This window comes from Croceicoccus hydrothermalis (genome assembly GCF_022378335.1).
GTDB lineage: Bacteria > Pseudomonadota > Alphaproteobacteria > Sphingomonadales > Sphingomonadaceae > Croceicoccus > Croceicoccus hydrothermalis.
This window is the reverse complement of the sequence record NZ_JAIQCI010000056.1, coordinates 1-11,637: the sequence shown is the minus strand read 5'-3', so window position 1 is coordinate 11,637 and position 11,637 is coordinate 1. Positions and strand designations below refer to the sequence as shown.

Sequence of the window (11,637 nt, the reverse complement as noted above, 5' to 3'; positions counted from 1 at the left end):
CGCCTAAACATCAATTCCCAGACGAGGCCCAAGCTCCGCTAATTTACGCAGCTAGGTGTGCCAAATGTTCTGACGACGGACATCCGCCCGCGGACCGACGATGCGCGGGTTTAATTCGGGGTCTGCAGTTTCGCCGACCACGCCTGTCCGGCTCAATGCATCCTCGAGCGTCAGAAGCTCCTGTTCCTGCGCTGCCACGGGCGTGGCAATGGCGACGAGGGATAGCCCTGCAGTCAAGGCATCCCGCCAACTTATGGCTGACATTCTGTATAGTTCCTCTGCTGACGATCCGGTGTGCGCCGCGTTGCACAGCGCGATTCAACCCGTCAGCTTCGAGGAGGGCGTTGGGGCAGGCCGTGCGCCTCGCCAGTGATTTTCACGTCTGGAAAGGAGGTAGTAACGATGACGGTTTCGCCGAACGTTTGACTATGACTATTGGATACCAACGCTGCGAACAGGTGGTGGCAATGTCCATGCGCGCAGACCTGGGGCTGCGGACTATCTCGCTCAGATCCGTCACTGGTAACCGCATCAATCGTTTGGTTCGCATAGATTGCCGAAGACATTTCATCGCCGCATTGAGCGGCTTCCGCCACCGGCGACACCATTAGCGCCGCCACCGCCAAAACAGCGGCGACAATTCTGAAGGAAATCAATCCATGCAGCTCAAACATCCTGGTGCCTCTAGCGAACCTAAACCGGATCCGGATTGCCAAATAACCCCTCCAGCGACTGTAGGGGCAAGCGATTTTTCGCGCCTACGGGGCTTCAGTCGTCTCTCAATGTGGCGAATAGATTATTGGAACGCCTTCATCACGAGGTGATCCGTCAGCTCTCCATAGTTTCTAATTGCACCGCAGCGCCGCTCAGAGAGACGAAAACGCATGGCTTCGCCTTTTTGGCTTTGCGGACACAGATTTTGCTCGGGATTGGGAAAGCGTCTCGATAATCTTGCAGTCCGACACGTCGCCGCCGGTACAAGACACCACTACATTTTCCAGCTCTGCGCGAAGAGCTTCCAGACGGGTAAGGCGATCTACCACACTCAGAAGGTGTTGTTTCGCAATATCGCCCGCCTTGTCGCAGCTTCCATTTGGCGTGTTCTTTAGTTCCAAGAGGGAGCGCGCTTCCTCGATGGAAAAGCCAAGTTTGCGCGCCTGCCGGATGAACGCCAGTCGTTCTACATCCCGCTCCGTATAGGTTCGCTGGCCCGCTGCCGTGCGTGCGGCTTTGGGCATCAGTCCGATGTCCTCGTAAAACCTTATCGTATTCACCTTCGTTCCGGTTGCCTTTGCCAAACCTCCGATAAGCATGAATCTACTCCTTGTGCGCCATATCGCGAATGTGTCGCAATTTCAGCTTGCCTCTACAGCCACTGGAGGTGTTACCTACTGGCTTATGTTAGAAAACGAAACATCGGATTGCGGTTGCACAGGCGATACGCAAAGAGCAGATACAGACCCGGCCTATCGCCGCGCCCTTTGGATCGTCGTATTGCTCAATCTGGGCTTTGGCGTTTTCGAGGCCTTCGGCGGGTTTCTGGCGGACAGCCAAGCGCTCAAGGCCGACGCTCTCGACTTCATCGGCGATGGATCGATCACGCTCATCGGCATCCTTGCTCTTGCGTGGACTGCCCGCACGCGCGCCCGGGTCGCGCTGGCACAGGGCCTGTTTCTGGGCGTACTAGGCCTCGGAGTGATCGGTCTGGCGGTCTGGCGATCGCTTAACGCGGTCGCGCCGGAAGCCGGCTTGATGGGCGGGATCGCCGTCGCAGCCTTGATAGTCAACATCGCGGCGGCACTTGTGCTGATGCGGTTTCGCGAAGGCGACGCACATGTATCCGCGATCTGGCTGTTCAGCCGCAATGACGCGATCGCCAATGTCGGAGTGATCATCGCTGCTGCCCTGGTCGCCTGGACCGGGCAAGCTTGGCCCGATCTGATGGTCGCAGCGGTGATCGCCCTGATCTTCCTGCATTCGGCTTACCTCATTGTAAAACGCGCGACCGAAGAACTTCGCGCGCAACATGCTCCGGCTCTCGGAAAGGCCGCCTCCAAATGACGCTACGTGCTTTTGCGGTCCAATTGATCGCTTTCTTGTCGATCGCAGTCGCAATGCCCGCTTCTGCAGGCACGCATGACGCGGTTCAGACGACCTGGCGCCTGCTCGATTACATCGCCGTGGATTACACCGAAGCCGTTAGCGGCGGTGAAGTCACGAACGAGCTGGAGTATGCCGAAATGCAGGAATTTTCTGCTTCGATAGTCGAACGCATGGCGGCCCTACCCGCAAATGCGCAACGTGCACAGCTGGTTGCGGATGCAGAGGCGCTTGCCGAGGCAATCTCGGCGAAAGTGGAGCCTGCTGTCGTCGCACGAGACGCGCGCAGGTTGGCAAGCGAGCTGATCGCGGCCTTTCCCGTTCCGCTGGCCCCGGACGCGGTACCCGACCTTGCGCGAGGCGCCGCGCTGTACGTCCAGAGCTGCGCAAGCTGTCATGGGGTAAGCGGAGACGGCGCCGGCCCCGCCGCAGAGGGACTCGATCCCCCGCCAATCGCTTTTGACGACGTCGCCCGAGCCCGCGAGAGGAGCGCTTTCGCGCTCTATCAGGTCATTGGACAAGGTCTCGAGGGAACCGCCATGCCGGGCTTTTCCGATCTCCCGGCGGAAGATCGTTGGAGCCTTGCTTATTATTCTGGGTCGATTGCATTTCCGGAGGTAGAGCGGGGAAGGCGTATCTGGAATGACGAACCGGCGATCCGGGCACGCATTCCCGATCTCGCTGCTCTATCCGGTCTCACACCGGCAGCCCTCGGCGAGGCGCTCGGCACCGAGCGGGCCGATGCCGTCATGGCCTATTTGAGGGCTCATCCTGAAGCCGTGGCGAGCGATACGACCGGCTCACTCGCTCTCGCGCGCGAACGATTGCAGCAAAGTCTTGCCGCTTACGAAGCGGGTAATAAAACCGAGGCGCGCGAACTTGCACTCTCGGCCTATCTCGATGGCTTCGAACCGCTGGAGGCCGTTTTAAGCACGCGCGATGCCGATCTCCTCGCATCGGTCGAAATCGGCATGGCCGAGCTTCGAGCGGCAATCAGCCGCGGTGATCCGGTGGCCGACGTCGCCGAGAAGGTGAATGCGCTCGACGTTCTTTTCTACCGGGCCGAGACGGTGCTCGCCCCGGCCAATGCCAGCGAAGCGTCGGCTTTTTTGGGAGCTTTTGCGATCCTGTTGCGCGAAGGGCTAGAGGCTTTGCTGATCGTGATTGCGATGATCGCGTTCCTGCGCAAGGCCAAGAGAACGGAAGTTCTGCCCTTCGTCCATGGCGGATGGCTCTCCGCTCTTGGTGCCGGAGCCCTGACATGGGTGGCAGCGACTTACCTGATCGGAGTGAGTGGTGCGGGCCGCGAGCTGGTGGAGGGGTTCGGATCGCTTTTTGCCGCGCTCGTCCTGCTGTCGGTCGGCATATGGATGCACGGCAAATCGCAGGCCGGCGAATGGCAACGCTATATCCGGAAAACCATGCAGCACGCCCTCTCGCGCAGGTCCGCATGGTTTCTGTTCGGGCTGGCCTTCCTCGTGGTTTACCGGGAGGTCTTCGAGACGATCCTGTTCTTCGCAGCGCTCTGGAGTCAGGGCCATACCGACGCGATTCTTGCTGGCGCTGCCGCCGCAATCGTCTTGCTAGCGCTGATTGCGTGGGCGATGCTGCGCTACAGTCGCCGGCTGCCGATTGGATCATTCTTCGCGTATAGTTCGGTTCTGATTGGCATTCTTGCCGTCGTTCTGGCCGGAAAGGGCATTTCGGGCCTCCAGGAAGCCGGACTGCTGGGCATCACTCCGCTTCCGAATCTACCTCGCATACCGATACTGGGCATCGCACCAGCACTTGAGCCGGTAGCGGCGCAAATCCTCACGCTCGCCATTATCGGTTCGGGATATTGGCGCAACAAAATGAAAGGCCTGCAAGTCCGGACGCCGCAAGCCGAAACCGGCTGACGACGTTCCGGGAGCTGGAAAGCGATATGATCGACAGACGTTCCATTCTTGGCGGTGCGGTGCTTGGCGCAGGTGTATTGGGAATAGCCGCATATGCCGGGCGCGACCTGTTGATAGGCAAGAAAGCGACGCTTGCTTCGGCAACAGCGCGCTCGCAACTTCTCGTTCCTCCTCTTTATTCAGGGGAACGAGAAGGCGGCGAGAGGGTTTTCGATCTCAATCTGCGCCACGGCGTCTCACATTTTTTTGAAGGGATCGAAACGCCGACCATCGGCATCAACCAACCCTATCTAGGCCCCACACTTGAGATGCACGCCGGCGATACGGTGCGGATGAATGTCACGAGCGATCTGTCCGAAACGGCGACCGTCCACTGGCACGGTTTTCATCTTCCGGCGCGAGCCGATGGCGGACCGCATCAGCCGATCGAGCCAGGAGGGAGCTGGACCGCGCGTTTCGATGTCCGACAGCGCGCAGCGATGTTCTGGTATCATTCGCATGCGCACCGCCGCTCGGGGCCACAGGTCTATCAGGGTCTGGCCGGAATGATCTACGTCCGCGACAGCGCGAGCGAGGCGCTCGACCTTCCAAACGACTATGGCATCGATGATATACCGCTGGTCGTACAGGATCGCGCTTTCGAGCGCGATGGAAGCCTCGTTTATTCCACACGCATGCATAATATCATGATGGGAATGATGGGTGACACTATGCTGGTCAACGGCGTCGTCGAGCCCGTCTTCGAGGCAAAGTCCGATCGTTTGAGGCTGCGACTAGTCAATGGCTCGAACGCACGCTTTTACCGTTTCGGGTTCGACGATGGCCGCAGCTTCCATCAGATCGGAACCGACGGCGGTTTGCTCACTGCGCCGCTGCCAACCGACAATGTTGTTCTCGCTCCCGGCGAACGCGCGCAGGTAATCGTCGATGTCAGCGATGGAAGGCCGGTTTCGCTGCTTGCGGACGGGCTCGAAATCATGGGTATGGGAAATATGGGCCGGGGAATGAGAGGGTCCGGATCCATGGGCGATTCCGACCGGCCGACGGACAATTGGATGATGGGCGACCGAGGCGGCCGTGGCGGTATGATGGGCGAAGAGGAGCGTCGCGATGGGATGATGGGCGGCATGATGGATGAAAGGCGTCGCTTTATCGTGCTGGATATCCAGCCGGCCGCGAGCCGCAGGCGGGCGATCGCTATGCCTCGCCAGCTCGCTACTTTGCCTCAGGTCGATCCGGGCAATCTCGTTCGCACGCGCCGTTTTGTTCTCGATATGGGCATGGGAATGCGCATGATGCGTGGAGGTGGTTTCACCATCAACGGCAAATCGATGGATACGCAGCGTGTCGACGAGACAGTACGGGTCAATACCACCGAAATCTGGCAGGTCGAGAATGCCTCGATGATGGCGCATCCGTTCCACATCCACGATGTGCAGTTCCGTATCCTCGACCGGAACGGCAGGGCCCCTGATGCGACGGAACAGGGGCTAAAGGACACGGTTGTCGTCTATCCGGGCGAAGCCGTGCGGCTCCTTTTGCGGTTCGAGGACTATACCGACCCGGATTTGCCTTACATGTATCACTGCCACATCCTCGAGCACGAAGACGCCGGCATGATGGGGCAATTCACCGTCACAGCCTGAATCAGTAACCGGGCAGAAGACCTGCCACCGACGGCCTCCAGGCCCTCACCAATGCGAGCACCATTTCATGAAAGCATCCGATCTTCTTGTCGCCGCGTTGGAAGCCGAAGGCGTCGAGTATATCTTCGCGGTTCCGGGCGAGGAAAACCTCGATCTTCTGGAATCACTGCGGACCTCGTCGATCCGTCTGATCGTTACCCGGCACGAGCAAGGGGCAGGGTTCATGGCGGCAACCTATGGACGTCTTACCGGTAGAGCCGGTGTATGCCTTGCCACGCTGGGACCAGGGGCGACAAACCTCACGACGCCCGCAGCTTATGCCGCTCTGGGCGCTTTCCCGCTGGTCATGATAACCGGCCAGAAACCTATCAAGGTCTCGAAGCAGGCGCAGTTCCAGATCGTCGATGTCGTCTCGCTTTTTACCCCCTTGTGCAAGATGGCGAAGCAGGTCGTAAATGGAGAGCGCATTCCCGCGCTCGTACGAGAGGGTTTCAGGAGAGCCCAGGAAGAGCGGCCCGGAGCAGTTCTGCTGGAGCTGCCTGAAGATATTGCCGAGGAGGAAACCTCCGAACCGGTCGTGGCGCCCCACTCCCGACAATATGCGGTGGCCGGAGATGCCGCGCTAGACGAAGCCGCCGAGCGTATTCTGGCCGCCGATCGCCCGCTGCTACTGGTTGGTGCCGGGGCCAACCGACGTAGCGCTTGTAAGGCGCTCCGAAAGTTCGTCGACGATACACAATTTCCGTTTTTCAATACGCAAATGGGCAAGGGAGTGCTTGATGAGGCAAGCCCTCTGTATCTTGGAACGGCGGCTCTATCATCGGATGACTATGTTCATTGCGCCATCGATCGCGCAGACCTGATCGTCAATATCGGCCATGACGTGGTCGAGAAACCGCCCTTTTTCATGGAGCCTGACGGACGCACTGTTATCCATGTGAATTACAAGGCCGCAGAGGTCGACCAGGTCTATTTCCCGCAGCTGGAAGTCATCGGCGATATTGCCGGATCTGTCGAGCGACTGGGAAACCGGCTGCGCGGCAAACACCCTAGTGACCCGGCAGCCTACGCCAAAGTCCATGAGGACATCGCGGCGCACATCCGCCAAGGCAGCGACGATGGCCGCTTTCCGATGGTGCCCCAGCGCATCGTTGCAGATGTACGGGCGGTCATGGGCCGCGACGACATCGTCGCACTCGACAACGGCATCTACAAGATCTGGTTCGCCCGCAACTATATCGCGCATGAGCCGAACACGATTCTGCTCGACAACGCGCTGGCGACGATGGGAGCGGGTCTCCCCTCGGCGATGATGGCAGCGATGCTGTCGCCCGAGCGCCGCGTGCTCGCCGTATGCGGCGATGGCGGGTTCATGATGAATTCGCAGGAGGTGGAAACCGCGGTCAGGCTCGGCCTCAACCTCGTCGTACTCATCCTCAATGATTCCGCTTACGGTATGATCCGGTGGAAGCAGGAAGAACTTGGCTTTCCCGATTACGGTCTGAGCTTCGCCAACCCCGACTTCGTTACCTATGCGAAGAGTTATGGTGCGACGGGCCACCGGATCGAAAGCAGCGAAGCACTGGTACCGACCTTGAATGAAGGGTTTGAAAGCGGCGGCGTTCACCTTGTCGACTTGCCGGTGGATTACTCCGAGAACCGCAAGGTTCTGATCGATGAACTCAAGGCGATGGAGTGTCCCCAATGACGTGGCAGGTCCTCAATCCCTACGACCAGGAATGCATTGGCAGCGTTGAGCTGGTCGACTGGCCGCAAGTCGATCGTTGGCTCGACGAGGCGCGCGCGCTGCACGAAGACCGACAAGCGCGGCTCCCCGCGCATGAACGCATCGCCATCCTGCAGCGCGCCATCGGGCTGATGCGCGAGCGCGCGGAGACACTGGCAATGCAGATTGCGCTCGAGGGCGGTAAACCCATCGTCGACGCGCGCGTGGAAACCAGTCGCGCCATTCAGAGCGTCGAATTGTGCATACACGAATTGTTCGCCAGCGGCGGGCGCGAAATCCCGATGGACCTGACGCAGGCGGGGGCAGGACGCAAAGCCTATACCTTCCGTGAGCCGATTGGGCCGGTCGTGGCGATCTCCGCTTTCAATCATCCTCTGAACCTGATCGCCCATCAGGTGGGACCGGCAGTTGCAAGCGGATGCCCTGTTCTGGTGAAACCGGCCAAGGACACGCCCCTTTCCTGCAAGAGCTTCGTCGAAATCCTTTATGAAGCCGGACTCGATGAACGCTGGTGCCGCTTTGTGCCATGTTCGAACGATGTCGCCGAACAAATGGTCATCGATTCGCGGACGGCATTTTTCTCCTTCATCGGTTCGGCCAGAGTTGGCTGGATGCTCCGCTCCAAACTGGCGCCGGGCACCCGCCTGGCACTGGAACACGGTGGCGCGGCTCCGGTCATCGTCGATGAGGGCGTCGCAAGCGGCAAGGTAATTCCTCCTCTCCTGAAAGGCGGCTTTTATCATTCTGGACAAGTCTGCGTCTCGGTGCAGCGCGTGTTCGTTCCGCGCGCCGAACTGCCGGACTTCGCTGCCGAGCTCGCTGAGGGAGCAGAAGCGCTGACGGTGGGCGATCCGACCAATGCGGAAACCCAATGCGGTCCGCTCATTCGCCCTGCCGAAGTCGACCGCGTTGAATCCTGGGTCGATGCAGCCGTTCAGGGCGGCGGCAGGCTCGCCGCAGGGGGTAAGCGCACGGGTTCCACCCTTTACCAGCCCACGGTCCTTGTCGATCCGCCGTGCGATGCCGATGTATCGCAGAAGGAAGTGTTCGGCCCTGTGGTCTGCATTTACGGATACGACGACGTCGATGCTGCGATCGGCCAAGCGAACGCGCTTCCCTACGCCTTTCAGGCGGCTGTGTTTACCGACCGAATGTCCTGGGCCGATTACTGCGTCGAAACGCTGGCCGCGTCAGCCGTAATGGTCAACGATCATACCGCATTTCGCGTCGACTGGATGCCGTTCGCAGGACGCCGTCAGTCGGGTCTCGGAACAGGCGGTATCGGTTACACGATGGCCGATATGAGCGAAGAAAAGATGGTGGTCGTAAATGCACCCTCCAGCGTCCGATGACTTTGAGCGCGGCGAAACGGCTTGCGCCCGTTTTGATTCTGGTCAGCTTCGGCCTCGACCAATTGTCGAAAACCTGGGCGCATTCTTTCGTTGGTTCGGGTAACGTGATCGCAGTGTTCCCGGGCTTCAATCTAGCCGCCATCACCAATAGCGGCGTGGCATTCGGATTGGCTGGTGAAGCAGCACCGGTTATCCTTATCGCGATCGGCGTTTTGCTTTCGGGACTACTCGAGATTTGGCTGATGAGAACCCGATCGCCCATCCATGCGCTCGGCTTGAGCCTCGCGATTGGCGGAGCGCTCGGCAACGTTGCGGACAGGCTGATGTTTGGCGCCGTCAGGGACTTTATCGATTTGTACTGGGACAATTTTCATTGGCCATCTTTCAATCTGGCCGACCTCGCGATCGTAGCGGGACTGGGGCTTTTGGTCCTGGTGGGCGAAGAGCAGCCTGAAAACCGCCCCGACATGAACTGAGTTAAAAATAGCGTAAGGCAAGGAAGGGCCTAGGGTTCCGCATAGCGCGGGCGAGCGAAACACCAGCGCGCTCCTGATGCCGTCCGTCGCGCCAGAACGCCGCTCCGTCGCGATCTCGCTTGCACCTACAGTAACTGTAGCACCCATCTGCTGATGGAACACGCTATGTTAGCGCTCACCACAGGAGATTTTCAATGACACTTCAACTTGGCGACACCGCACCCGATTTCGAGGCCGACACAACCGATGGCACGCTCAAGTTCCATGAATGGATGAGTGACGACTGGGCGGTGCTGTTCTCGCACCCTGCGGATTTCACTCCTGTTTGCACGACGGAACTTGGTGAGGTTGCCCGCCTGAAACCGGAATTCGACAAACGCGGCGTTAAAGTGATCGGTCTCAGCGTTGATCCACTCGAAGACCACCGCTCCTGGGCAGGCGACATAGCCGAAACCCAGGGTCATGCTCTCAACTTTCCGCTGATCGCGGACCCGGATCGTGAAATCGCCGATCTCTACGGAATGATCCATCCACAGGCCGACGACACTCTTACAGTACGCTCGGTCTTCGTAATCGGATCCGATAAAAAGGTGAAACTTACGCTGACCTATCCCGCGAGCACGGGTCGAAATTTCGAAGAGATCCTGCGGGTCATCGATTCGCTGCAACTGACAGCCGACCACAGCGTGGCCACGCCTGTGAACTGGCAGCATGGCGAGGACGTCATCATCGTGCCCTCGCTCAGCGATGAAGAAGCGCGTGAGAAATTCCCCAAAGGCTGGGAGACGGTAAAACCTTATCTGCGCGTCACACCGCAGCCGCAGGATTGATCGCAGCATAAGGGGCAATGCGAGACTTATCGGCGGGAGCATAATCAAAAGCGCGCCGGTTGGTTTTGCCGTGCCTGGCTCGGCACCGATATGCCAAATCGAGAGGACGGTATTGGTCTATGAAACGTTCCATAAAACAGAGCGAAGAACTCATACCGCAAGGGCCCTTCGACAGCACACTCCATTTCCTGAGGCGGCCCTATGACTTCGTAAGCACGGTCTGCTCGCGAACCGGTGGCAATATGTTCGAAACCCGCCTGTTGCTCCGGCGGACTGTGTGCCTGCGCGGCGAAGCTGCGGCCGAGATGTTCTACGATAAAGCGCGAATGTCGCGCGACGGCGCGATGCCGGAACCGGTTCGGGCGACTTTGACTGGCAAGGGCGGAGTCCAGGGTCTGGATGGCGAGCGGCATCTGCGGCGCAAGGAAATGTTCGTGTCGTTGCTGACGCAAGAGCGTGTCGAGGCTCTGGGAGAGAAATTCGAGAAAATGTGGTTGGCCCAGCTCCCGGCATGGACCCGGGAATCGCAGGTAATCTTCTACGAAGCGCTGCATCCCATATTGGCCGAAGCAGTGTGCGACTGGGCCGGTGTGCCACTACCGGCTGAAGAGCGCATCAAGCGAACTCGCGACCTTGTTCTACTCTTCGACCGCGCGGCCGCGCTCGGCTTGGGCCATTTTCGGGCCCGGCGCGCTCGCAGCCGTTCCGAAGCGTGGCTTGCTCGCGTCATCAAGGATGCGCGTGACCGCCGTCTGGTCCCACCCGCTGAATCGGCGCTGGCTGTGATTGCTGCGCACCGGGATGAGGATGGTGCGCTGCTAAGTCCCAGGATCGCTGCCGTCGAACTGCTGAACGTTCTGCGCCCAACCGTCGCTACGTCTGTCTATATCACTCTCCTGGCGCATGCTCTCCATTCATTTCCCGATGTGGCTCCGACCAATGCATCCGATCGCTCTGAGTTAGGCCGTTTCGTGCAGGAAGTGCGCCGGTTCTATCCGTTCTTCCCTGCGGTCGCTGCCAGGAGCCGAAAGGACTTTCGCTGGCGAAATGTCCGTTTTCCCGCCGGCCGACGTTTCCTGCTCGACTTACACGCAACCAACACTGATCCTCATCTCTGGAACGAGCCGGAAATCGTCAATCCGGATCGCTTTCGCAAGGAAGACTTTTCCGCGTTCGCATTAATCCCTCAGGGCGGCGGCGATGTCTCCAAAAATCATCGCTGTCCCGGCGAGACAGTCGTACTCGAAGTCATGGAGCGCGCGTTGCGTATGTTGCTTTGCGAAATGGAATATCGGCTTCCCGCGCAGAATCTGCGCATCGATCGTTCCCGGATGCCGGCGCTGCCAGTAAGCAAGATCATTCTCGCGGATATCCGGCGCAGTGAGCGGTCTTTGAAAGAGACTTGAGGAGAGTCGGGAACGCGTTGAGATCTCTCAGAAAGGAACGTCCGATTGCACAGCAGCTAAGACGAAATCGCTCTTTGAGAAGCACCGACGCTCCATGGGAGTGTCCGTCGTCAGAACATTTGGCACACCTAGCTGCGTAAATTAGCGGAGCTTGGGCCTCGTCTGGGAATTGATGTTTAGGC

General features: G+C 59.2%; 11 protein-coding genes. 8 read left to right on the top strand and 3 right to left on the bottom strand.

Features of this window, described 5'->3' with window-relative positions; translation table 11 throughout:
* Nucleotides 1-51 precede the first annotated feature (51 nt).
* From K4G67_RS16735 to K4G67_RS16725, 3 genes are all read right to left on the bottom strand, one after another.
* Nucleotides 52-264: a hypothetical protein gene (locus K4G67_RS16735; protein ID WP_239807396.1), complete on the bottom strand. Its 213-nt coding sequence runs from the start codon at nucleotides 262-264 to the stop codon at nucleotides 52-54.
* Nucleotides 265-326: 62 nt separating this feature from the next.
* Entirely contained in the window at nucleotides 327-674 is a 348-nt protein-coding gene (locus tag K4G67_RS16730) for a hypothetical protein (RefSeq protein WP_239807395.1), read from the bottom strand.
* A gap of 192 nt (nucleotides 675-866) precedes the next feature.
* Nucleotides 867-1,313 carry a MerR family transcriptional regulator gene (locus K4G67_RS16725; RefSeq protein ID WP_239807394.1) on the bottom strand — a complete coding sequence of 149 codons (447 nt, stop codon included), beginning with the start codon at nucleotides 1,311-1,313 and terminating at the stop codon, nucleotides 867-869.
* Nucleotides 1,314-1,398: 85 nt separating this feature from the next.
* On the opposite strand from K4G67_RS16725, the gene K4G67_RS16720 reads away from it, so the two are divergent.
* From K4G67_RS16720 to K4G67_RS16685, 8 genes are all read left to right on the top strand, one after another.
* Nucleotides 1,399-2,061 carry a cation efflux transmembrane domain-containing protein gene (locus tag K4G67_RS16720; RefSeq protein WP_239807398.1) on the top strand — a complete coding sequence of 221 codons (663 nt, stop codon included), beginning with the start codon at nucleotides 1,399-1,401 and terminating at the stop codon, nucleotides 2,059-2,061.
* Nucleotides 2,058-3,998, top strand: a complete 1,941-nt coding sequence (locus K4G67_RS16715) for an FTR1 family protein (RefSeq protein WP_420830056.1) — start codon at nucleotides 2,058-2,060, stop codon at nucleotides 3,996-3,998. The genes K4G67_RS16720 and K4G67_RS16715 overlap by 4 nt, the downstream gene beginning before the upstream one ends.
* 26 nt (nucleotides 3,999-4,024) lie before the next feature.
* Complete coding sequence (locus tag K4G67_RS16710; protein ID WP_239807393.1) at nucleotides 4,025-5,644, top strand: multicopper oxidase family protein; 1,620 nt, start codon at nucleotides 4,025-4,027, stop codon at nucleotides 5,642-5,644.
* Between the two features lie 67 nt (nucleotides 5,645-5,711).
* Complete coding sequence (locus K4G67_RS16705) at nucleotides 5,712-7,352, top strand: acetolactate synthase large subunit (protein ID WP_239807392.1); 1,641 nt, start codon at nucleotides 5,712-5,714, stop codon at nucleotides 7,350-7,352.
* Nucleotides 7,349-8,743, top strand: a complete 1,395-nt coding sequence (locus K4G67_RS16700; RefSeq protein ID WP_239807391.1) for an aldehyde dehydrogenase family protein — start codon at nucleotides 7,349-7,351, stop codon at nucleotides 8,741-8,743. Before K4G67_RS16705 ends, K4G67_RS16700 begins: the two co-directional genes overlap by 4 nt.
* On the top strand, nucleotides 8,740-9,219 hold the full coding sequence (lspA, locus tag K4G67_RS16695; RefSeq protein WP_239807390.1) for a signal peptidase II: 480 nt from the start codon (nucleotides 8,740-8,742) through the stop codon (nucleotides 9,217-9,219). Before K4G67_RS16700 ends, lspA begins: the two co-directional genes overlap by 4 nt.
* A 194-nt stretch (nucleotides 9,220-9,413) precedes the next feature.
* Nucleotides 9,414-10,049 carry a peroxiredoxin gene (locus K4G67_RS16690; protein ID WP_160662057.1) on the top strand — a complete coding sequence of 212 codons (636 nt, stop codon included), beginning with the start codon at nucleotides 9,414-9,416 and terminating at the stop codon, nucleotides 10,047-10,049.
* Between the two features lie 119 nt (nucleotides 10,050-10,168).
* Nucleotides 10,169-11,455, top strand: coding sequence for a cytochrome P450 (locus K4G67_RS16685; protein ID WP_239807389.1), 1,287 nt, complete (start codon nucleotides 10,169-10,171; stop codon nucleotides 11,453-11,455).
* Nucleotides 11,456-11,637 lie beyond the last annotated feature (182 nt).

Coding starts and splice junctions, on each gene's coding strand:
- K4G67_RS16735 (WP_239807396.1), bottom strand. CDS start 264: ATGTCAGCCATAAGTTGGCGGGATGCCTTGACTGCAGGGCTATCCCTC.
- K4G67_RS16730 (WP_239807395.1), bottom strand. CDS start 674: ATGTTTGAGCTGCATGGATTGATTTCCTTCAGAATTGTCGCCGCTGTT.
- K4G67_RS16725 (WP_239807394.1), bottom strand. CDS start 1,313: ATGCTTATCGGAGGTTTGGCAAAGGCAACCGGAACGAAGGTGAATACG.
- K4G67_RS16720 (WP_239807398.1), top strand. CDS start 1,399: ATGTTAGAAAACGAAACATCGGATTGCGGTTGCACAGGCGATACGCAA.
- K4G67_RS16715 (WP_420830056.1), top strand. CDS start 2,058: ATGACGCTACGTGCTTTTGCGGTCCAATTGATCGCTTTCTTGTCGATC.
- K4G67_RS16710 (WP_239807393.1), top strand. CDS start 4,025: ATGATCGACAGACGTTCCATTCTTGGCGGTGCGGTGCTTGGCGCAGGT.
- K4G67_RS16705 (WP_239807392.1), top strand. CDS start 5,712: ATGAAAGCATCCGATCTTCTTGTCGCCGCGTTGGAAGCCGAAGGCGTC.
- K4G67_RS16700 (WP_239807391.1), top strand. CDS start 7,349: ATGACGTGGCAGGTCCTCAATCCCTACGACCAGGAATGCATTGGCAGC.
- lspA (WP_239807390.1), top strand. CDS start 8,740: ATGACTTTGAGCGCGGCGAAACGGCTTGCGCCCGTTTTGATTCTGGTC.
- K4G67_RS16690 (WP_160662057.1), top strand. CDS start 9,414: ATGACACTTCAACTTGGCGACACCGCACCCGATTTCGAGGCCGACACA.
- K4G67_RS16685 (WP_239807389.1), top strand. CDS start 10,169: ATGAAACGTTCCATAAAACAGAGCGAAGAACTCATACCGCAAGGGCCC.